The organism is Sphingomonas sp. BL-S-25 (genome assembly GCF_055521555.1).
The window spans coordinates 2484282-2507024 of the sequence record NZ_CM145486.1 but is presented as its reverse complement, the minus strand read 5'-3'; the positions used below and the strand labels follow the sequence as shown (position 1 = coordinate 2507024).

Annotated in this window: 18 protein-coding genes and 2 pseudogenes; 2 read left to right on the top strand and 18 right to left on the bottom strand. The window is 60.0% G+C overall.

Translation table 11 applies throughout. From position 1 onward, the window contains the following. The first annotated feature begins 29 nt into the window (after positions 1-29). Together ACZ1H8_RS12060 and ACZ1H8_RS12055 are read left to right on the top strand one after the other, a co-directional pair. Entirely contained in the window at positions 30-650 is a 621-nt protein-coding gene (locus ACZ1H8_RS12060) for an RHS repeat domain-containing protein (protein ID WP_465177430.1), read from the top strand. Between the two features lie 89 nt (positions 651-739). After that, complete coding sequence (locus ACZ1H8_RS12055; protein WP_465177429.1) at positions 740-1123, top strand: TrbC/VirB2 family protein; 384 nt, start codon at positions 740-742, stop codon at positions 1121-1123. Between the two features lie 24 nt (positions 1124-1147). Here the strand turns inward: ACZ1H8_RS12055 and virB11 are convergent, their stop codons facing one another. From virB11 to ACZ1H8_RS11965, 18 genes and pseudogenes are all read right to left on the bottom strand, one after another. Then, positions 1148-2143, bottom strand: coding sequence for a P-type DNA transfer ATPase VirB11 (gene virB11 / locus ACZ1H8_RS12050; protein ID WP_465177428.1), 996 nt, complete (start codon positions 2141-2143; stop codon positions 1148-1150). Further along, positions 2140-3291, bottom strand: a complete 1152-nt coding sequence (locus ACZ1H8_RS12045; protein ID WP_465177427.1) for a TraB/TrbI/VirB10 family type IV secretion system protein — start codon at positions 3289-3291, stop codon at positions 2140-2142. The genes virB11 and ACZ1H8_RS12045 overlap by 4 nt, the downstream gene beginning before the upstream one ends. Next, positions 3291-3995, bottom strand: coding sequence for a TrbG/VirB9 family P-type conjugative transfer protein (locus ACZ1H8_RS12040; protein WP_465177426.1), 705 nt, complete (start codon positions 3993-3995; stop codon positions 3291-3293). Before ACZ1H8_RS12040 ends, ACZ1H8_RS12045 begins: the two co-directional genes overlap by 1 nt. After that, positions 3992-4762, bottom strand: a complete 771-nt coding sequence (locus ACZ1H8_RS12035; protein WP_465177425.1) for a VirB8 family type IV secretion system protein — start codon at positions 4760-4762, stop codon at positions 3992-3994. The genes ACZ1H8_RS12040 and ACZ1H8_RS12035 overlap by 4 nt, the downstream gene beginning before the upstream one ends. Then, positions 4759-5997 (bottom strand): TrbL/VirB6 family protein, encoded by a 1239-nt coding sequence (locus tag ACZ1H8_RS12030; protein ID WP_465177424.1) that lies wholly within the window; start codon positions 5995-5997, stop codon positions 4759-4761. Before ACZ1H8_RS12030 ends, ACZ1H8_RS12035 begins: the two co-directional genes overlap by 4 nt. Further along, positions 5997-8378 carry a VirB4 family type IV secretion/conjugal transfer ATPase gene (locus ACZ1H8_RS12025; protein WP_465181390.1) on the bottom strand — a complete coding sequence of 794 codons (2382 nt, stop codon included), beginning with the start codon at positions 8376-8378 and terminating at the stop codon, positions 5997-5999. The genes ACZ1H8_RS12030 and ACZ1H8_RS12025 overlap by 1 nt, the downstream gene beginning before the upstream one ends. Beyond that, positions 8357-8641, bottom strand: coding sequence for a VirB3 family type IV secretion system protein (locus ACZ1H8_RS12020; RefSeq protein ID WP_465177423.1), 285 nt, complete (start codon positions 8639-8641; stop codon positions 8357-8359). The genes ACZ1H8_RS12025 and ACZ1H8_RS12020 overlap by 22 nt, the downstream gene beginning before the upstream one ends. Positions 8642-8645: 4 nt before the next feature. Further along, positions 8646-8918, bottom strand: coding sequence for a TrbC/VirB2 family protein (locus ACZ1H8_RS12015; RefSeq protein ID WP_465181389.1), 273 nt, complete (start codon positions 8916-8918; stop codon positions 8646-8648). A gap of 572 nt (positions 8919-9490) precedes the next feature. Continuing rightward, on the bottom strand, positions 9491-10069 hold the full coding sequence (locus ACZ1H8_RS12010; protein WP_465177422.1) for a hypothetical protein: 579 nt from the start codon (positions 10067-10069) through the stop codon (positions 9491-9493). Further along, the gene (locus ACZ1H8_RS12005) at positions 10059-12674 is read right to left on the bottom strand and encodes an RHS repeat domain-containing protein (protein ID WP_465177421.1); all 2616 of its coding nucleotides are present in this window, start codon (positions 12672-12674) and stop codon (positions 10059-10061) included. The genes ACZ1H8_RS12010 and ACZ1H8_RS12005 overlap by 11 nt, the downstream gene beginning before the upstream one ends. 24 nt (positions 12675-12698) lie before the next feature. Continuing rightward, on the bottom strand, positions 12699-14945 hold the full coding sequence (locus tag ACZ1H8_RS12000) for a hypothetical protein (protein WP_465177420.1): 2247 nt from the start codon (positions 14943-14945) through the stop codon (positions 12699-12701). A 128-nt stretch (positions 14946-15073) separates the two neighbouring features. After that, the gene (locus tag ACZ1H8_RS11995) at positions 15074-15637 is read right to left on the bottom strand and encodes a tetratricopeptide repeat protein (protein WP_465177419.1); all 564 of its coding nucleotides are present in this window, start codon (positions 15635-15637) and stop codon (positions 15074-15076) included. Positions 15638-15684: 47 nt separating this feature from the next. After that, positions 15685-18159 (bottom strand): RHS repeat domain-containing protein, encoded by a 2475-nt coding sequence (locus ACZ1H8_RS11990; RefSeq protein ID WP_465177418.1) that lies wholly within the window; start codon positions 18157-18159, stop codon positions 15685-15687. A 24-nt stretch (positions 18160-18183) separates the two neighbouring features. After that, complete coding sequence (locus ACZ1H8_RS11985) at positions 18184-20193, bottom strand: hypothetical protein (protein WP_465177417.1); 2010 nt, start codon at positions 20191-20193, stop codon at positions 18184-18186. Between the two features lie 68 nt (positions 20194-20261). Beyond that, the gene (locus ACZ1H8_RS11980) at positions 20262-20453 is read right to left on the bottom strand and encodes a hypothetical protein (RefSeq protein ID WP_465177416.1); all 192 of its coding nucleotides are present in this window, start codon (positions 20451-20453) and stop codon (positions 20262-20264) included. Between the two features lie 277 nt (positions 20454-20730). Then, positions 20731-20925, bottom strand: a pseudogene (locus ACZ1H8_RS11975) (integrase); the annotation flags it as partial. A gap of 24 nt (positions 20926-20949) precedes the next feature. Beyond that, positions 20950-22075: pseudogene (locus ACZ1H8_RS11970) on the bottom strand (IS3 family transposase). 58 nt (positions 22076-22133) lie between these two features. Further along, on the bottom strand, positions 22134-22742 hold the full coding sequence (locus ACZ1H8_RS11965; protein ID WP_465177415.1) for a hypothetical protein: 609 nt from the start codon (positions 22740-22742) through the stop codon (positions 22134-22136). Position 22743 lies beyond the last annotated feature (1 nt).

Here is a 22743-nt window from a genome sequence, read left to right as displayed (position 1 = left end):
TCCATGACATACAAAGAAGGGGACGATGAATGCAACACCGTAGTAAGAATTTCGCTTGGGCGGCGACTCCGCTTGGCCTAATTGCGCTGACAGGTTTGGCCTCGAATTCAGCTACCGCGCAAACAGTCACGTCTTATCAGTATGATACCCTGGGGAGATTGACCACCGTCGAGTCGGGACAGGGCGAGAAGTCAACCTACGAGTACGATAAGGCCGGAAACCGGGCTAACCTCAAAGTACAAGTTCCGACCGCGATGTGGGAGGCTGAGACCCTTCCCCATCAGATTGGGGCGGCCGAATGGTCCGGATGGGGCGCCAGCGTCTATCACGGTCAAGGTGCGGTGACCTATGGTCCATACACCAACACTGTCGCAGCAGGTTCGAGGACGGCGGTGTGGCGCATGATGACGGATGATCACACCTATGCCGCAACGGACACGGTCGTCGTGCTCGATGTTGCAGATGCGACGACGGGTCAGGTCCTTGCCAGCCGAAGCCTCACCTGGCGTTCATTCTCCGCCTCTTTCGCTTACGAGATATTCGAGTTGCCGTTCATAGTGACGAGTGCCCAGGTCGGCCATCACCTCGAGTTTCGCACCCACTATAAGGCAAAAGCCTACATTAACGTCGATAAGGTCGGATATTACTAGAGTCAGTATGCTCATCTGCTGCCGCCTTGGTAATTTTGAGTGACGATTCATGCGCCAGAAGGGCATCCGCTTCGGGACCCATATCCACCATGGTGCGAGACCAAGTGATTAACTACGATCTCAGTAGCAGCCCGCATCCGGACAGCGTATTGCTCGGTGCAGCGAATTGGCTTCAAGGCACTCTACTGGGAACAGTAGCTCTGTCACTGGCCACCCTGGCCATTGCGTGGGTCGGCTTCCTGGCACTCGCCGGGCGAATGGAAATGCGTCGCGCAGCGACTGTCGTCTTGGGCTGTTTCATAATATTTGGCGCGCCAGTCATCGCTGGCGGCTTGCGGTCGATGCTGCTGGAAGCTCATTTGGACGGCGGACCTATGGTAGCGGCGCTACCCGAACCTTCCCCCCCGATCGTCGTGACGCGACGCGAGCCCCCCTCCGACCCTTATGCCGGCGCATCTCTGATCAGGGACTAAGGTTGTACCGCTGCGGCCGCAATTTCACTGGCGGCTCAGCGCGACTTCTTCGACGAAGCGCCTGCCGTCCCGCCGCGCGAGTTGCACGAAGACGTCCACGGTGCCGCGCACATAATGCCGCACATCGTCACGGCTGAGCTGGGTGCCAGCCTGAAGCACCAGAAGGGCGATCTGCTCGATTGCGCGGTCGCTTGAATCCGCGTGAACAGACGTCATCGATCCCGGGTGGCCGGTGTTGACCGCACGGAGGAAAGCGTAAGCTTCATCGCCGCGCAACTCTCCGAGGATGATCCTGTCAGGGCGCATCCGCAGCGAAGCGGCCAGAAGGTCGTTGGCACTCACCCGCGCCTCGCCCAACTCGCTTCGTGCCGCGAGAAGGCCCAGCGCGTTCGCATGATGCAGCCGCACCTCCGGCGTATCCTCGATGAAGATCAGCCGCTCATGGGGTGGGATTTCCTGGATCAGCGCGTTGAGGAACGTCGTCTTGCCTGTGGAAGTGCCGCCCGAGACGAGAATGTTCTTTCGGGCGCGGACTGCCAGCGACAGCATCCGGGCGACCTCGCCCCCCTCAAGCAGCTCGGCAAGGTCCACGTCGATCGACGATCGCTCCAGGACGCTGCCACGACGCGTGCTATCGAACGCACCAGCCGCAACATAATCGTCGAGCGTGAGATCCGAACTGATGTGCTTGCGGATCGCAAGCGCCATGCCGCCCCGCGTCGCGGGCGGCGCGATCATCTGGACACGCGAGCCATCTGGCAGGGTTGCGGAAAGCAAGGGGTGTTCTCGGCTTATGCCTTGGTGGGACAGCGCCGCGATCTGGCGTGCAAGGCGGCCGAGCGTTGCCTCGTCGACCTTGGGAACCTCGTGCCGCTCGATCGCCCCGCCGATCGTTTCCGCCCAGATCTCCCCCGGACGGTTCACATAAATATCGGTTACGTCGTCGCGATCGAGGATAAAGTCGAACGGCGCGAGGTAACTTCGCAGATAAACCCGGTCCTCGGCCGACGGTTCTGTCACCGGTTTGCACCGGCACCGGTGAAGTCCAGGTCACGCGCGACGAAGATGGTGATGCTCGTGCCCGGACGGACCGTCAGCGTCGGCGTATATTGCTGGTTCTGCCGGAGCGGCTGGGTCGTGTTCTGCACCGCCCCGGGGAGCGCAACGATCACCGGTGATCCCGCGGACCGCGAGGCGAGATTGACGCCTATGTCGAGGCTCGACTGCAGGATCGCACCGGCGAACCTGGCGAAGAAGTGATTGTTTACCCGAGCGGCGACGCCACCCCGCCCGACGGGATCGCTAGCCTGGGAGCCGATCGCGATCGTCACGCCGTCGGGGCGGATCAACCTCGTCCAGTTGATCAGGGCACGTTTCTGCCCCGGCTGGGTGTCGGACCGGTATTCGCCGATCAGGCGACTGCCGCGCGAGATCAGGACCCTGGAGCCGTCGAACCCGCGCACGTCACGCGTGACCATCGCACGGGCGAGGCCTGGTCGGGTCGAATCGAACCCCGTTTCGAGAACAGCCGGGATCAGCGTCCCCTGCGGCACGGTAGCGGCGCGGTTCGCAAGGACACCGGCCCGGACACGGGCACCCGCAACCGAGCCGGCAGCAGGCGCACCGGATTGCCCTTCGCTGGCGGCACCTTCCCCTGCCTTGTCCGGCGTCGTGGCGGCCCCACCCTGCTGGTTGCTGCCGGCGTCGTAGACAAGCGCCGAGCCGGTGCTGGCCCGTGCCGGTGGCGCCGGCGCTTCGATCGGTCCTGGCTGCTGCGGTGCTACAGGTTGGGGGACGTAGACGATCTGTGGCTGCGCAGGAGGCGGGGTCATTCGCGCGGGCGCTTGTTGGACGGGCGGCGCGACCTCGACGATCATCGGCTGGGGCTCAGGAGTTGGCGGTATGAAAAGTGCCGGCGGGGGCGCGGATACTGCCCCCACCGCCGCGCGGTCCGCGGAGCCCAATCGAACTGCGGGTGCCTGCAATGCGCGCCGGCGGGCATCGAGCGTCGTGAAGAGAATGACCGCGAGGATGGCCAGACCGATTGCGATCACAATCCCGGAAGGCCCGCCGCGAGGCACCGGCACCTGGGGTGCGACGCTCTGTTCACTGCCTGCGGGCGCAGTTGCCGTGCGGGGATCGCGGCCTGGAGGGCTGATGCTCGCCATCAGCGCGGCTCGATCCGCGTCGCGCGCGCGACCTGCCGGTCGAGGCGAAACACGAGCTGTGCTGCGACACTGTCGATGACATAGATGTCGTCACGCATATAGCCGTTGACCAAGGCTTCCTTGCCGTTCGCATCGATCGAATAGACCGCCGGAAGGGTCGTGCTCGGGGGCCATTCGATGAACGTCTTCGCGCCGTCATCGTCGATCCCGACAGGACGAAGCGCCCTCGCACCGGTCACCTTGTAGCGTCCGGGCGACGCAGCATCCGGGGAGCCAGCGGCCGCCGCTTCCTGAGCGTCCGTTCCGGTCGCGCCCGGATATCGAAATCGCACGGTATAGGCCATGTCCGGCTGCGGCCCGGGAAGCGGGCGAAGATCGAAGGCATAGACGCGCGTGTCGGTCATGACGGTCATATTCGTCGCAACGCCGCCCTGGACGGGCTTCAGGAACAGATAGTCGCCTCGCCGGTTCGGCGTCGCCTGCCAGGCACCGCTATCGCCCAGCGCGACGTTCTCGATCCGCTCATCCGGCGCGAACATGATCGTTACCTGATATCCGGGCGCTGCCTGGATCGTCACGACCTGCTGCTCGTGATAGTCGATCGCCTGCACGCGCGGGTCCCCGCCAGTGGCCTGAGGCATGATCTGGCACAGGCCCGGCGACGATGCGAGCAGTGCCACCGCGATCAGGCACGACCGGATCATCGCCGTACGCCCGGCTGATTGGGCGCCGGAGGAGCGCCAGTCGTTAACGGTGTCGGATTAATTACAGCCGGACTGGGCTCGGCGATCGGGAGCGCCTCCGGATTGCGCTGATAGCTCGCCACCAGGAAGCCGAGCGGGTTGACGAACCGATCCTCGACGCGCAGCGGCTCCCCCGAATAGCGATATTTGATCACCGCGACCCAAGGCTGGGCAGAATAGACCTGACCGCCCGCGTCGCGGCGAACCGTGTCGAAGCGGACCATGGCGGCACCGTTCGTCATCGGGGTCACGCTCTTGACCCGCGCCTCGACGATCGTCGTTCGCGGCAGCCGGACGAGCGGGCTGTCGGGATTCGAGGCCTGGACACCGGCGAGATACTGCCGGCGCGCCGCGCCTTCGGACCAAAGCGCGACCTTGCGGTAATTCTCCTGGATCGCGTTGATGTCGAAGCCCTCGCGGGCGATGACATATTGCACGAGGAAGCTTTGCGTCAGCGCGGTGTTGCCGGATATCTGCTGCGGGTCCAGCGGCTTGAGCGCCTGGACATATCCTGTCTGCCGGTCGACCAGCAACGTCACCGGCTCGACCGTCTTGAGCGGCGTCAGCGCGTAGAGTGCAAAGGCCTCGAGCAGCGCGATCAGGGCGAACACGCCCGCCACGATCCAGGCGACCCGGCGAGAGCCGCGCAGGGTCTCCTGCCGGTCCTGCCCCCAGCTTTCGGCGCGCTCGTAATAGGCGTCCAGCGCTTCGCGCGACTTCTTTTTCATGTTCTCATATCCCGCTTACCCGCGCTTCCGCTGACGCGGCCGCGAGTACGGCGCATGTTGGACTGGCCCAAGGGCACGGGCGATGTCGGAGGTAGATCCCGCGCCTGCCCACTGACGGTCTGGCGAATGACAGTTCTCGTGTCACCGCTGGCGTCCCGGCTCTCGCGGCGCTGACTGGCCGCTACCGCTTCAGCGACCGCGGCAGCACGCGACCGCTCTTCGGCCGGGACCTGAGGGCCGGCGAAGGCCGGCCGCGCAGCTTGTGACCCATCGCGCATCGATGCCGACAAACGCTCGCCCAACTGCAGCCAGCTATCCGGAATGCGGAAGCCCAGCGCGATGCGCGTGGTCGCGGCAAGCGTGCCCAGCATTGCCAGCGCAAACACCAGCGTCGTCACCAGCAACTCGGTTGGCGCGCCGACGATCGACAGGCGCATCGACCGGCGCGCAAGCAAATCCGTGATCCAGGGCTCGATCAGCGCAAGCTCGACGCCGAGGACGATCGTGACCGCGACTGCGCCCAGAGCCGCCGCCGCCAACCCGCGAACCCATCCCTCGAACAGACCGCGTGTGCCAGCGAACAACAGGAAGGCGATGAAAAACGGACCGATCGCGAGAAGCAGGCCCGCCGCAATGCGAACCGCAGCAAAGCCGCCGAGCACCGTTGTGAGGAAGATCACCCGTGCCCATCCCAGCGCAGTCGGCTCAAAATTGTCGGTCGTCCGTTCAGGCTCGACGATCATCTGCGGCTTGCCGTCTATGATCCGGGTGCGAGCAATTTGCGTGCGCTGCTCGATCCCCCCGACACCAGCCCGGGCGAGTTCGATCAACCCGATATCGACCCCCTGAAGTCGCGCGATCATGCCACCCCCCGCACCCGGCAGGCCGGCCGGGCCGCCGGCGCCACTCGAGAGCTCCGCCGGCCCGCGCAGCGCGACATCATAGACCAGGGTTCGATAGGCGGGCCAGCTGCTCACCAGAGCGAGGACGATGCCGATCTTGGCCAGCGCCATGACTCCGTCCCGCAACGCCGGGGTCTGGCCCGTTAGCATCCGGTAACCGTATAGCGCGATGAAGATCGTCAGCAGCGCGGTGACCAGCATCGACAGGGTCGACCCTGGTGCCGCAAGCGCCTGATAGCCGCCGGCGCCGAGGTTCTGCGCCTGGCAATCGACGAAGTTCAGGACGCCGGTGACGAAGCCGCTTTCATAGCTCAGGGGCTCGCAGGTCGCCATCACGCGACATCCAGCAGGCGCGGGATCCAGGCAGCCGGATCGTCACCCGTCTCACTGCGGATTTCGTCGAGCAGCCGAACGGTCCGCTCGCGTCCCGACAGGATCGTGAGGATCTCGCGCTCACCGGTCAGGTTCAGGCGGGCAACGACGCTGTCCGACCCATGCTTCACCAGGAAGCAATGGGCATTATCGGGCAGCGTCCGGATCAGCTCATATTCGTGCGGCGTCAGGCCGAAGCCGTCGACATAATCGGCGGCTCGCGCCTTCGGATTGGCCATGAAGATCTGGGTGGCGGCCTGTTCGATGATCGCGCTGGCGATCTTGCTCTCCAGCGCGTCCTGCGCGCTCTGCGTCGCGAAGCCGACGATGCCGTTGCGCTTGCGGATCGTCTTTTCCCAATCCTTGATCCGCCGGACGAACACCTCGTCGTCGAGCGCCTTCCAGCCCTCGTCCACCACGATGATCGCGGCGGTGCCGTCTAGCCGCTCTTCGACGCGGTGGAACAAATACATCATCGCCGGCGTGCGCAGTGCGGGATCGTCGAGGATCTGGGTCATGTCGAACCCGACCGCATCGGCCGACAGGTCGGTCAGATCCTGAGGGTTGTCGAACATCCAGGCGCGTTCGCCGTCACCCCACCAGGGACGCAGTCGCGCCCAGAGATCGGCGGAATGGGGCCGGTGACCGCCGCGAAACAATTCCGCCAAATGACGAAGTCGGCGGTGCGGCAGCGGCTGCTCGAAATTGGCGTCGATCGCGTCCTTGATGCGGGTGGTCTCATCGATATCGGCGCCACCTGCGAGCAGCGCGACCCAGTCGATCAGGAACTGGCGATTGACCGGCGTGTCGGGGAGTTGAAGCGGATTGAGCCCTGACTCCACGCCCGGCCGCAGCTGGTCATAGCGTCCGCCGATCGCGCGGATGAACAATTCCGCGCCGCGGTCCTTGTCGAAGAAGATGATCCGCGGGCTGAACTTGCGGCTCTGCGCCAGCAGGAAGTTCAGCACCACCGTTTTGCCCGACCCCGAGGGGCCGATAACGGTGAAATTCCCGAGATCGCCCTGGTGGAAGTTGAAATAATAGGGGCCAGCCGCAGTCGTCTCCAGCAGCGTGACGGCATCGCCCCAGTGATTGCCGGAGGCCTGTCCCAGCGGGAAGTTGTGTCCGCTCGCCAGACTCGCGAAGTTGCTGGTCGAAACCAGACCGCGGCGCGCGATGTAGCGAAAATTGCCCGGGAACTGCGCCCAGAAGGCAGGTTCGAGCCCGATTTCCTCACGCACTGCGAGGATGCCGAGATCAGCCAGCGCCGCCTGCACCTCGGCCACCCCCTCGTCCACGTGCGCCGGGCTGTCACCACGCACCGCGATCGTCATATGATGCTCGCCAAAGCCTGCGCGGCCGGCAGCGACCTCATCCTTCGCGCTCGCCAGGTCGCTGCGCAGCGACACTGCCTCGTCTTCCGCCGATTTCATCCGGCGCAGTGCCAGGTTCATCCGGGACAACGCCGCCTGGCGTTCGACGAAGCCGAAGCTTTGCGAGACGGTCAGCTCGAATGGCAATCGCAGCAATTCGTCGAGCATTCCCGGCGCGGTCTGACCGGGATAATCCTTGATCGACACCAGCCCCAGGAAGCTGCGCGGCGCGGCCCCGGTCGGGCCCAGCTCGACGGTCTCCTGCCCGAAGCTGACACGACGATAGGGAAGATAGCTGCCCAGGTCCTGCGCCGGCAGCAACACCGGTCGCATCTCGCCATTATACAGCGACGACAGGAATTCGAGCGGTTCGGAACACGGCCCCTGATCGGTATCGTACACGCTCAGTACCCTGGGATCATAGGCAGCCATCGCCGCCATCACCCCGTCGCGCGCAACGTCGAGCTGGCGGCGCTCATAGGCCCCCTGCCCTTCGCCCTCGCCCGACCCATTCGCCGGGCGACCAAGCAGGTCGCGGATCCGGTCGAGCACCCCGATCCGCCCCTGAAGCGGACGCCGCACCAGGGTGAGGAACAGATCGTTCACATAGAGCTGCTTGCCCGCCAGCCGCTTGCGCCAGGCTGCGTCGAGGTTGCGCGAGAAGGCGTCGGGATAGTCGGCCGCGATCTCCGCGTCGATCCGGCGGCGGACGATATGATGATAGAGCGCAAAGCGTGACGATCCGATCGCCTGCAACATCGCGTCGCGCAATCGCTTGCGATAATTGAGCTCGTCCGTATCGGCCGTCTCGAACAACAGGCCGCGCAGGTGGACGACCTGGATCAGCAGTCCGTCGCGCGTCTCGATCGTGCGATCGTCGACATGCCTGCCATAGGGCAGATGCTTGCCGGCGGGTGTCTCTCGTTCGGCGACCTTCGGATTGGGGCTCAGGCGGCGTAGGAGTTGCACTTCCACACCGAATAATTCTTCACCCGGGGACAGCGGCCCATCCGCGTCAGCCACAGGTCGAAGCAGCGCGGATCGCGCACGCACAACAGCACGCCGACGAGGTGGATGACCAGCGCGGCGAGCAAAACCCAGACCGACTTGAAGATCAGGAACAGCTCGGTCGCGACTACCGCGTTGGCAATGAAATAGCTGTAGGTGACGCCTGCGAACATCTGCGGCCGCGTGAGCGCTACGAAGAGCGTGTCGCGCTCGAGCCCGTTCATCGCCTCAATGCGCCATCTGCGCGGTCGATTGAATGCCACCGACGATCGAGGCAGCGCCAAAGAGAATGAAGCAGCCGAGGATCACGGTCGCGCCGTAACGCCAGTTGATCCGGCCGGTGAGCATCATGAAGCCGACGGCGGCGATGGCTATGACCGCCACGACGGTCGCGACGGTTCCCAGCAATGTACCCTGAAGCCATTGCACCGCCGACACAACGGCGCCGGAGCCCTGCGGGTCTGCCACCGTCGCGAGTGCCGGATGAGTCCCCGCAACCATGAAGGCGACGCTCGCGCTTCCAAACCACAAAACTGAACGCAATGACATGATTCCCTCTTCTCCCACCTCGCACCGTGCGTGGTTCGCGAGCAATTTGCAAGTCAGGAACAGCACCGCCCCGTTTACTGGTCAACAATGATATTGCGATCTATATACTACCAATATAACTACTGGCTTTTATTTAATATCACGCTGATTACGGCGGTCGCACCACCCTTCGCCAGTAGGATATTTGGCAATACCTAGTATACGCCTAGCCGCTGACAGCTTCGCTCGTATCGAGTCTTATACGGTTTAAAATTTTCTCAAGCGTGAAACTTGATACAGGTGCGCTCGCAATTGTCGACGGTTAACCATCTGGAGCGACATAAATTTGCCAAAACAGCAATTCACGCTATTAAGATGAGATTTACGGATATATCATTTGCCGTCATGCTGTTTGAATTGAATGAACTAGTATTCGCCATTCCCAAATAGCTTCGTTGTTTGCTCGATTAACAAGTTATCCCATAAGTTTTTGCACTAATCTTAATTATAGTGAGAAATAATTGCAGCATTCATCGGCTACGACCTCAAAATAATTTAGCAATCGGGCTTTCTTTGCACTGAACGCCGTCTACATCAGGAATGATTCCCATTTTACTACGCAAATTCAAATCAGTTCCCACGTATTCTCGGTTATGATTGAAACTCACTAAAGAAATAGAAGTTACACCGAAGCATCGACTATATATATAACTAAAGGGCACCAAGCGATAATCAGGACTAATGCCAGTCCTCCACTCCCCGGCAATAAGAGACGCTCGACATTTTTCATCGAAGCACTTTGTTATCTTAAATGAGGTGTCACCACATTTAAATTCTTTACCTTCTCTAGAATTTTCTGGGAAGCCTAATGCCATCAACCCATCGGAGAACATTGCACAACTTACACCGTCAACTTTTTTCGTTTGAAAAGAGTAACGATCCACCCCCACCTGATCCGAACGAATTGAAATATCGTCGGAGGCACTTGTTTTTTCTGTAAATATCCAAGCACTATCTCCTCGGCTATCTACATAGACAATGTCTCTAGATAATTCGTTTACAGCCGCCGGTCTGCACGACGCAGCCGCCATCATCACAACAATAATATGCCGTTTAGCAGTCACCGATCAGCTCACAGCTTGCTTTTGCGTACGGGTCTTGATGCCCTTTTTTGTAAGGCTCGATGCCAAGCAAAGACCGTCCCGGAGTCGCCAATCCGCCGCGATACTCCTGTCTACTTGCATGCATTGCTCCATCGTGAATTATGGTTGAAGTGGCAGCATCTCTCAAGCCGCTATCTTGCAAATGGGTTATTGGTGACCGTCCGCGGCCTAATGGGTCATAGCCCCCTGACGTATACGCCCTAGCATTTGGACCTCCAGCGGTATCGCCTGGCTTATATGAGAATGTTCTGCCAATTAGGTTCTGCGCAGCCTCGCGCCGCGTGATGCTAAAAGTGCCCAGCGGCTTGCCGTTATGACTGGTTCCCGACGGACCAACCGAAATCCGCTTATCTGGCAAACTCATAAGTCGATTCACGACCCGGGTATACTGGCGCTCGAAATTTGCAAGCTGTTGTCTCTGCGTTTTATTGAGCTTTTCGCGATCGACATTGTCAACCTTGCATGCGTAGCCTTCCCCCGAATTTTCGCAACTCGTCCCTGTTGGATCCGTTCCATTCAGCGGATCGTTCCCGACATAGGCGTAGAGGTTGATCTGATCCTTGTACCCGATGGGGTCGGTCTGGAGGAAGCGTCCGAGGGTCGGCGAGTAGATGCGGGCCTTGTAGTGGTACATGCCGAGCTCGGGGATCCAGGCCTGGCCGGTATACTGGAAGCGCCCCAGGTTCCCGCTCCTGGGGATGCCGTATTCGTCATAGGCGTTGATGTTGATGACGTTGGCCGAGACATCGCTGATCGCGACGATCGATCCCTGGTGATCGGCGTGGAGCCAGCGCGGCGTCGCCCCCTCGTACCAGACGATCGGATCGTCCTCGCCCACGCCGTGGACGTAGCGCCGCAGGATGGCGCCGCCGCTGCCGTTTCTCTCCACAGACAGCTGGTCGCCGTCATACTGGTAGACGATCGTGCCGGCAGAGCCGCCCGATGTCTGGATCAGGCGCCCCATCGGATCATAGGCAAGAGCCGCCGACATCCCGCCGCTCGCCGAAACGAGTCTGTTCTCGACGTCATAGACATAGCTGGTCGTGCCGTCGGAGGTCAGGTTGCCATTGGCATCATAGGCGAAGCTGGCAGGACCGGCGCTGGTATACTGGTTCAGGCCGTTCACCGCATAGTTGCGGGTGACCTCGCTATAGCCCGTAAAGGCGTAGCTGTCGTTCGACCGGGTCTGGCTAACGACCTGGCTCGCCGGATTATATCCGAAGGTGCGCGTGACATCGGACGCACTGCCGCCGAAATCGTTGGCAAGCGACGCCAGCCGGCCGACAGGGTCATAGCCATAGCTCGTCACGCCGCCTCGCGCGGCGCCGGCAAGGTCTCCGCCCGCATTGTAGCTGTAGGTCTTCAGGAGTGCCGCCGCCCCATCCCTGACCGCAACGAGCCGATCGAGGCCATCATATTCATAGTTGACGGCATTTCCGCTGATCGATGCCTGGGTGCGGTTGCCGTTCTTGTCATATTGGAACGTTGCCGGAGCCGACAGACCGCCCCAGCTGGTCGTCGTCGACGTCAGGCGCCCGAAACCATCATAGCCGTTGACGACCGAGTCAGAGCCCGTGTGGCTGTCGAACCGGGCGTAGAGCAGCAATCCGCGCAGGTCGTAGCCGGAATAGACGTCGCGCGTCGCACCGGCCGGCGCATTGGTGCAGGCATAGCCGGCAACGCAGGCATCCGGCACGGTCTTGACCGTATTGCGGTTGAGCGCGTCATACTGATAGCCGATGGTCCGCCCGTCGCGCCTCCTCAGGCTCGTGCGGTTCCCGTTGGCATCATAGCCATATTCCTCGTAATCGGTGGTCGAGACCTGGCCGGCAGTCGTCTTGGACGGAAAGCGCCAGTGCCACAGCCGGTCGTGCCCGTCATAGTCATACGCCGCCTTGTTGCCATTGGCGTCGATGACACTCGTCTGCTTGCCCGTGACGCTGTAGCTGTAGGTCGCATAATCGATCTGGAGCGTCTTGGGGAAACCGTTGGCGGTCGTTACGCCATAGGCCTTCTGCACCTTGATCAGCTGGCCGGCCGCGTCATAGCTGTTGCGCGTGATCCGATCGGGCCCCATCGGTCCGACATTCGCGCTGAGCTGGCAGGCATCGGCAGGCGGTGACGCGAACGTCGCGGGGTTCATGCGCTGCGCCGTGCACACCACCCGGCCGGCAAGATCATAGCTGTACTGCGTCAGCGTATAGGCGGTCGTGCCGGACGACTTCTTCTCGCTGGTCTTTCGGCCCATCGCATCATAGCCATAGTCGACGAACTCGAAGACGGTGAACCCGGCCCAGTTTTTGGGCAGGACGTCCTGTGACTGCCACTGCGCAAGCTCGCCCTTCTCCACCTTCGTCAGCCGTCCGGCGAGATCGTAGCTGTTGCGGACCGCTGCAAAGCGGATCGGCCCGGCGCCGTCAGGATCGGGAGCGATCGTGCCCACCACCCGACCTGCGACGTCGTACCGCGTGGCGTATGTATGCGGCGATGGCGAAGTCTGCGCCTGCGCCCCAGTAATAGCCAACAAGGCGATCGCCACCGCCGAACTGCCCGGAAACCAATTCATGATGCTACCCCCCCCTGGCCCCGATCACTGCGGGCACGACGTCAGATTGGCCTGCGGCTTGGTCTCGCTGATCCGGCGGCCCCACTCGTCATAACCGTAGCAGGTCCGCAGCGTTGTCCCGTCCGCCGTCACCGCCACCCCCTTGAGCAACAGGTTGCTGGGGGTCGACGCATTGCCCGCCTGGTATTCGTAGCTCGTCACCACCTCATCGGCAGCGCCGCCCGCGCACGCTCCGTTTACCGTCGCCGTCTTGCGACACGTCCGCTCCTGTGACAGCAGCCAAACCGGCGTCGCCGCCTGCACATATCCTCCGCCGGACTTCGTCCAGGCATAGAATTGCCCGTAGCTGAAGCGCTTCACCGGCTGGACATTCATCACGCTCCCATCAGCCTGCTGCACCGCCACCGCCGGCTTCGTCTCTGTAAGCACGCCACCATGCTCAGGCGCGTAGCTGTACGTCGTCACATTGCCATTGGCATCTTTGATCCATACCGGCTTCGTCGCAGCCTTCGGATTGGCACTGTCATAGGTTTGGTACGTTTGTATATCCGCCATTCCGGAACCGGGTTTGGCGACCTTCCTGGTCTGGATCACATTGCGCCTGGCGTCGCGATACAAGAACGTCTTCGACCCGTCAGGATCCGTGACTGAGACCTGCTCCCGGACAACGCACTTGAACTGATCATTGACCAGTTGGGCCATTAGATAGGGATCGCAATAATCGAAGCTGGTTTCCCTGCCCAGTTGATCAACGATCCGAACAGGCCCCGGGGTCACCTGGTATCGCTGATCATTAAAGTTGGGGGAGTAAGCACCGGTAGGATCAGGAACCGGAGGAAGCAGGGAGATCGGATACCGATAAAAACCGTACTCGACTCTTACCGTTCCGAACTGATCGCTGTACTCGCCACCCGCCATCGACGTGATCGCTCCACCCGTCTCTGCCGAGGGGTCATGGTATGAATAGCTTATTACAGCGCCATCAGCAAAATTTTGCTCAAGCACATAATCGACTCGACCGCCATCCAGGCTGTATCCTGCAAGTATCTCGTTCGTAAGCCATGGACTGGATTGACCAGGAAGAATAAATCCCATTCTAGTCATTTGAGTATTCTGACTTGGTGCATAAGTGAATCGCTCAACGCCGGCTGATTCGCTTCCTATCGATCGGGCCACGGATTCCAGAGCCGGCTCACCTAACAACGATCCATATCCGTAGACTGCTAATTGAGAAGCCATAGGGCAAAGCCCATCGCTTGGCACTTGAGTTCGCGATAAGTTGAAAATGCACGCCTTCGATACGGCGTTCCACGACGAATGACCATACTCGAATAACACGATATATCCGGTGTTGCTCACGACTGTCTTCAAGCGGGTACGATTTGCGCCAGATTGGGAATTCTCGTAGTTGAAATTAAGATATGATCCATCAGGATAACGAATACGGTCAACAAATGCACACCTATTATATTGCGAACACTCGAAGGCGCCCAGCGCCCGAAATACAACTTCAACCCCATCTGCCGTATAATATGTATAGATTGGCGCGGGTCCCGCTCGATTTCCTGCAACTGACAGGCGTGCAAGTGGACCACTTGATTTGTGATCCGATTCACTGGATCCGGAACTGAACGGAGATTCGAATGTCTCAGAAACCCCTCCGAATCGAACCGTCAGCCTGAAATCGGTACCTGCGTTGTGCGTGTAGTTCCCTTTGGCAATATCGACGCGGCTCTCCAATAGGAGAATGTCATAATTATGACTGAAATTGCCGAGCGGGCTTTTGTGACCCGGAATGCCCAGAAGGCTATTCCTGATCAGGCTGATTCTGGAGGTGGCAGCACCATCTCCCAACTCGAGATCCTTGACCGAATAGGCCATCTGCTGAGTGCGAAGATCAACATTTCCCGAAGACACCAATATCTTGTCAGGCGGCGGAGAAATATCGGTGATGTTGGAGGAGTCCTCCCCAGGACCCGGGAAGTTCTGCGCGTTCGCAGGAACGAACCAAATGACGCCACAAAATAGCGTAGCTAGCCAGGATCCACCCCCCACCGCCCACCCCTTGCGATAACTCGTGTAGGCGCTAATTTTCACCGCCCTGATCGTGAAAGTCAAACGATCGATGAGTATTTGAGGAAGGCCGATTTTCCTCGCACTGATCACAGCGGGGACGAAATCAGGTAACCCTGCAGCTTGGTCTCGCTGATCCGGCGACCCGAATCGCCATAGAAATAGTAGGTCCGCAGCGTTGCCGTCAGCTGTGATCACCGCCCCTTGAGCAACAGGTTGCGGGGATCCAACACTTAGTATGGCCAAGCTATAATTCCGGATCGAACAATTACAGACCGGACGAGTTAATGTATCATTTTTTGATTCTGGACTATGAAGAGAGCAATTTATGCTATGTTGTCTGAACTTGGATTCGACCAAGTTTGCTTAATAAATCGAAATGTAGTTGAAATAAATTTTAGAGATAGGTGAATTTTTTCAACTAAGCTTGTACTTTTGGCCCAATTTATTGATATAAGACGCCTCGTAGCAAATAAATGCCCCTGAGATGCGGCCTCTTCTAATAGCAAGACCCCCCTCCCATACTCTTCTTTGTATTCATCATATGATGTTAATATATTTCCCAAGTGAAATTTGCAGGCAACCGAGCCCTTGGAAGACCCTTCTCTAAATATTGAAACGGCATCTTGAATACTTCCTTGATTTATGACCAATCTTCCGAGCCTATTTATGGCATCCAATGAACCCATAATAGCAGCCTTTTCATAGAATGATTTAGCGACTTCTAATTTCTTCTCGCCCAGCACGCCGGACTCATGAATCCAACCTACTGCCATCAGCGCATGGACATCACCCCGCTCCGCCAACTGGGCCAATTTCGGATAAGCGAATTCATATTTGCCCTCAGCATAAGCGGAAAAGGCTCGCTCTTCGGCGGCATCCGAAGTCATATTAGCATATCCATCTAATTGATCTTACGAGTTGGGCTTAGCAGCAATCAATCCCTACGACGCAGCATGTCCTCGCTTATCGACGCGCGAGGGGTTTCCGGTACCGGCCGAGGCACCTCTGGCGGCAACTCTGGCACTGGCGGGGGACGGAACTCTGGCACTGGCGGGGGACGGAACTCTGGCACTGGCGGGGGACGGAACTCTGGCACTGGCGGGGGACGGAGCTCTGGCAACGGCGCCTGCGGGACCATTCCTTCCGCTTTCGGTTTCGGGGCCGGCTTCGCGGGTGGCTTTCCACCGGAATTTCCGCCAGGCCTTCCGCCGCCCGGCGCTGGCTTGGTCACTGAAGGCTTAGAAGGTGGGGCAGGCAGCGCTGGAGGATTTTTACCTTCGACCCAGCAAACAATCGCGAGTACGAGGTGTATACATCTCTGTACAAAGGTTTGTTGTTCGCCCGTCGGATCTTGCCGATTCAGCGGATCGTTCCCGACATAGGCGTAGAGGTTGATCTGATCCTTGTACCCGATGGGGTCGGTCTGGAGGAAGCGTCCGAGGGTCGGCGAGTAGATGCGGGCCTTGTAGTGGTACATGCCGAGCTCGGGGATCCAGGCCTGGCCGGTATACTGGAAGCGCCCCAGGTTCCCGCTCCTGGGGATGCCGTATTCGTCATAGGCGTTGATGTTGATGACGTTGGCCGAGACATCGCTGATCGCGACGATCGATCCCTGGTGATCGGCGTGGAGCCAGCGCGGCGTCGCCCCCTCGTACCAGACGATCGGATCGTCCTCGCCCACGCCGTGGACGTAGCGCCGCAGGATGGCGCCGCCGCTGCCGTTTCTCTCCACAGACAGCTGGTCGCCGTCATACTGGTAGACGATCGTGCCGGCAGAGCCGCCCGATGTCTGGATCAGGCGCCCCATCGGATCATAGGCAAGAGCCGCCGACATCCCGCCGCTCGCCGAAACGAGTCTGTTCTCGACGTCATAGACATAGCTGGTCGTGCCGTCGGAGGTCAGGTTGCCATTGGCATCATAGGCGAAGCTGGCAGGACCGGCGCTGGTATACTGGTTCAGGCCGTTCACCGCATAGTTGCGGGTGACCTCGCTATAGCCCGTAAAGGCGTAGCTGTCGTTCGACCGGGTCTGGCTAACGACCTGGCTCGCCGGATTATATCCGAAGGTGCGCGTGACATCGGACGCACTGCCGCCGAAATCGTTGGCAAGCGACGCCAGCCGGCCGACAGGGTCATAGCCATAGCTCGTCACGCCGCCTCGCGCGGCGCCGGCAAGGTCTCCGCCCGCATTGTAGCTGTAGGTCTTCAGGAGTGCCGCCGCCCCATCCCTGACCGCAACGAGCCGATCGAGGCCATCATATTCATAGTTGACGGCATTTCCGCTGATCGATGCCTGGGTGCGGTTGCCGTTCTTGTCATATTGGAACGTTGCCGGAGCCGACAGACCGCCCCAGCTGGTCGTCGTCGACGTCAGGCGCCCGAAACCATCATAGCCGTTGACGACCGAGTCAGAGCCCGTGTGGCTGTCGAACCGGGCGTAGAGCAGCAATCCGCGCAGGTCGTAGCCGGAATAGACGTCGCGCGTCGCACCGGCCGGCGCATTGGTGCAGGCATAGCCGGCAACGCAGGCATCCGGCACGGTCTTGACCGTATTGCGGTTGAGCGCGTCATACTGATAGCCGATGGTCCGCCCGTCGCGCCTCCTCAGGCTCGTGCGGTTCCCGTTGGCATCATAGCCATATTCCTCGTAATCGGTGGTCGAGACCTGGCCGGCAGTCGTCTTGGACGGAAAGCGCCAGTGCCACAGCCGGTCGTGCCCGTCATAGTCATACGCCGCCTTGTTGCCATTGGCGTCGATGACACTCGTCTGCTTGCCCGTGACGCTGTAGCTGTAGGTCGCATAATCGATCTGGAGCGTCTTGGGGAAACCGTTGGCGGTCGTTACGCCATAGGCCTTCTGCACCTTGATCAGCTGGCCGGCCGCGTCATAGCTGTTGCGCGTGATCCGATCGGGCCCCATCGGTCCGACATTCGCGCTGAGCTGGCAGGCATCGGCAGGCGGTGACGCGAACGTCGCGGGGTTCATGCGCTGCGCCGTGCACACCACCCGGCCGGCAAGATCATAGCTGTACTGCGTCAGCGTATAGGCGGTCGTGCCGGACGACTTCTTCTCGCTGGTCTTTCGGCCCATCGCATCATAGCCATAGTCGACGAACTCGAAGACGGTGAACCCGGCCCAGTTTTTGGGCAGGACGTCCTGTGACTGCCACTGCGCAAGCTCGCCCTTCTCCACCTTCGTCAGCCGTCCGGCGAGATCGTAGCTGTTGCGGACCGCTGCAAAGCGGATCGGCCCGGCGCCGTCAGGATCGGGAGCGATCGTGCCCACCACCCGACCTGCGACGTCGTACCGCGTGGCGTATGTATGCGGCGATGGCGAAGTCTGCGCCTGCGCCCCAGTAATAGCCAACAAGGCGATCGCCACCGCCGAACTGCCCGGAAACCAATTCATGATGCTACCCCCCCCTGGCCCCGATCACTGCGGGCACGACGTCAGATTGGCCTGCGGCTTGGTCTCGCTGATCCGGCGGCCCCACTCGTCATAACCGTAGCAGGTCCGCAGCGTTGTCCCGTCCGCCGTCACCGCCACCCCCTTGAGCAACAGGTTGCTGGGGGTCGACGCATTGCCCGCCTGGTATTCGTAGCTCGTCACCACCTCATCGGCAGCGCCGCCCGCGCACGCTCCGTTTACCGTCGCCGTCTTGCGGCACGTCCGCTCCTGCGACAGCAGCCAAACCGGCGTCGCCGCCTGCACATATCCTCCGCCGGACTTCGTCCAGGCATAGAATTGCCCATAGCTGAAGCGCTTCACCGGCTGGACATTCACAACGCTCCCATCAGCCTGCTGCACCGCCACCGCCGGCTTCACCTCCGTAAGCACCCCGCCATGCTCAGGCGCGTAGCTGTACGTCGTCACATTACCTCGGGCGTCGGTGACCGAAAGAGGCTTCGTCTGAAACTTGGGCTGGGACGTATTGTACGTCGCCGTCTGAACCTGGATCGGATCGCTGCTCCCCGGAGCAGGGTGCGTCGTCAGCTTCGTGACGTTTCGAGAAGAATCATACTCGAAAAGTATCTTCCGTCCAGACGGATCAATGACATGGACCGGATTGGGCAGCAGGAAGCATCGATCTAGATAGATAATGGGCAAGTTAGCCATCGCCACAGGATCACAATATTCGTATCTGGTAACACCGCCCAGCGGATCTACGACGCTGATAGGCCCAGATGTCGTTTGATAGGTAGTCCGGAACGTCATTTCCGGCATTGGCAGTTGGCAAGGTTTATTTGGACAGTTTACTAGCGCATTGATTCCAGTACCTGGCAGAATTTCGAAACCATACTCCACCGACGCCCCATTATTCTGGGCCGCGCTGTACCATCCCCCAACAATTTTCGGGATGTCTACATTTTCGGAATAGGGTGTGTACTGATACCCATAGACGTAAGTCTGGCCGCTGGAATAATCTTGGCGATCAACAACCTCATGGACCCCCTCTTCCTCGTCCGCCACATAGCTGATCGTGTTCACCAGCCAAGCAGCACTGTCACTTGGTCGCAGGTACCCCTCTCGATTGCCGCTATAGGTAAATTGCCACTGCCCGCCATCCGGGCGAGTCGCGGTCGACAATTTTGCAGTCCAGACATTGTTGGAAAGCGCATTGGCATAGGCGTAGGTCGCTGACGGAACGGCGCTGCCGCAGCTATTATCCGCAGGTGGCGTGTGCTTTGCCAGGTTAAACGCACACGCTTTGGTCACCCTGGTCCCGCTTCCCTCGAGGACGAGAGCGAAGCCCGTCGAACTGGTAACCCTGCGCAAGCGCGCCCGGTTGCCGGCAACGCCGCCATTATAGTCATAGTCGAACAGGAACCTCGTCCCATTCGGCTCGATCATCTCGGAAGCGTAGGCGCACCGACGGGCGTGAATGCCCCACATGCCAGCACCGCAATCGAAACTGCCCATCGGGCGGAATTTGATGATCGTGCCATCCGACGATTCGTAGGTCCAAATCGCATTGGCGTCAGCCTTGTTGGTCGCGCCGCTCAACGTGATCCTCTCTATCGGGCCACTCTGATTGGTAACCGTAGTCGGCGAGTTCTGGTAGGCGTCGAAAGTAAATGATCGACCGCTATGATGCACGTTCAAGCGGAAATCGCTTCCGTAGCGCTCGTTTGCCTGCAGGCCCCGCCGCATCTCGACAATGCGGATGTCCCAGTTGTGCGAGAAGTTCTCGAATGGGTTCGCATGATTTGCCGTGTAATCGGGATTGGTTCGGGTAAGCTCGATGCCTCCTTCGATTTTCTCCCCTGTCTTGATGTCAGTCTCGCTATATATGTAGCGTCCAGTGCGAAGATCAACGCCACCTTCGCCAATATGGTACTTGTCCGCAGGAAGATTTCCTGTGAGCGTAACGATCTCCTGCTGTGCGAATGCCGAGACCGGCAGCAGAATGAGTGGTAGACCTGTGAAAATGACGCGAAGCATGAGGCACTCCAAAAATGACTGGGACCACAAGCCCCTTTTAGTGAATTAAAGTGGGTCAACGCCGACAATCAGGGAGCGCTGATGACGTTTACCCATTCTCGATTGTTAGCCCTGTCGTAGGTGTAATTTGCCTGGGCCCCGTTGTTGATCGAGCCCGAATGGCGAACTTGAACCAATCGGCCGCGGGCGTCGTAACGGTAATTGATCATCTCGTTATAGGCAGCCGTGCCCGACCCCGGCGACGTGGACGCAAGGATCATGACACACGCAACTAGAACGCTTCCAGGCATGATGAATCGGCGAACAAATTGCATGAATCCCCCTGCTTGCCGCTGCGAATGCCCCGATGCAGCCAGCTAAATGGGACTATGCGTGAAACCTGCCGCGCTTTGCAATGGAAATTCCCAGAACGCACTCTTCTCAGGAGCGAGCAGCCGCGTTTACAGTGCTTATCTATGACGCGATGGGTACCTGTTCATTCAAAGCTCTATCCCAATGTGCCCGATCTGCGTTCCTTCTTGCCGCCTCCCAACAATTTCAAGCGCGCTTGCGGAACTTGCCCTTGATCACCTTTCCGCCAATCCGAAGGTGATCGAGATAATCGGACCACCACCGCGCCATGCGCACACGCTCTTCCCAATGCGCTCCGCGATGATAGGCAGCACGAACCCGGTCCCTCTCGCCATGCGAGAACGCGCGCTCGATCGCATCCGGATGCCAGAGACCTGACTGACGTGCTCCCCAAAACTCCTCCAGTCATAACTGGAGTCCGGGGTTATCATCGTGCCCTTGCGGGCGGGGCTGCACAACCCGCCTGGCAGCATCGGCGGGCGTCAGCCCGCCTATTCCGCTATGCGGCCGCACATGGTTGTAGTCGTCGCGCCAGTTGCTCAGCACCGAGCGGGCATGGCTCAACGACGCGAACAGCGTCTCGTTCAGGCATTCGTCGCGCAAGCGACCATTAAAGCTCTCGACGTAGCCGTTCTGCTGCGGCTTGCCCGGGGCGATGTAATGCCACTCGATCTGCCGGTCCTGCGCCCAGCGCAGGATCGCCAGGCTGGTCAGCTCGGTCCCGTTGTCGCTCACGATCATCAGCGGCCTGCCGCGAGCCGCGATGATCGCATCGAGCTCACGGGCGACACGAGCGCCCGACAGCGACGTGTCGACCACCAGCGCGAGATTCTCGCGCGTGAAGTCATCGACCACGGCAAGGATGCGGATACGCCGGCTGCAGACCAGCGTGTCGCTGACAAAGTCCAGGCTCCAGCGCTGGTTCGGCCCTTGCGGCAAGGTCATCGGTGCTCGCGTGCCCATCGCCCGCTTGCGACCACGCCGGCGACGCACCCGCAGGTTCTCTTCGCGATACAGTCGCAGCAGCTTCTTGTGGTTCATGACGAGACCCTCGCGCGCCAGCATGATCCCCAGCCGACGGTAACCGAACCGGCGACGCTCGAGCGCGATCTCGCGAAGACGCGACCGCAGGTCGCCATCATCACTACGCCGATGCGGATAGCGCATCGACGATCGATCCACGCTGAGGATGGCGCACGCCCGACGCTCGCTGATGCCGAAGGTCTGCCGCACATCCTCGACAGCCCTTCGGCGAGCGGCAGGCTTCACCAGTTTTTTGAGGCAACCTCCTTCAGTACCGCATTGTCGAGCATCGCATCGGCCAGCAATCGCTTCAGCCGGGCATTCTCATCCTCCAGCACTTCAGCTTGCGCGCCTGCGACACATCCATGCCGCCATAGGTCGCCTTCCATTTGTAGAACGTCGCGCTGCTCACGCCGTGCTTGCGACACACGTCCGCTGTCGATGACCCAGCTTCCTGCTCACGCAGGATCGCTATGATCTGCTCCTCGCTAAACCTGCTGCGCTTCATCTCCGTCCTCCTCAATGAAGGACTCTAGCTCAAACTGGCGGAGTTTCAGGGGAGCACGTCAGCACGTCAACAGGAACTTCGTCCCATTCGGCTCGATCATCTCGGAAGCGTAGGCGCACCGACGGGCATGAATGCCCCACATCCCAGCACCACAATCGAAACTGCCCATCGGACGGAATTTAATGATCGTGCCATCCGACGATTCGTAGGTCCAGATTGCATTGGCGTCAGCCTTGTTGGTCGCGCCGCTTAATGTGATCCTCTCTATCGGACCGCTCTGATTTGTAACCGTAGTCGGTGAGTTCTGGTAGGCGTCGAAAGTAAATGATCGACCGCTATGATGTACATTCAAGCGGAAATCGCTTCCGTAGCGCTCATTTGCCTGCAGGCCACGCCGCATCTCGACAATCCGGATATCCCAGTTATGCGAGAAGTTCTCGAACGGGTTCGCATGATTTGCCGTGTAATCGGGATTGGTTCGGTTTAGCTCGATGCCTCCTTCGATTTTCTCCCCTGTCTTGATGTCAGTCTCGCTATATATGTAGCGTCCAGTGCGGAGATCCACGCCACCTTCGCCAATATGATATTTGTCGGCAGGGAGATTACCGGTGAGCGTTACGATTTCCTGCTGCGCAAAGGCTGAGATTGGCAGCAGAACAATGGGCAAA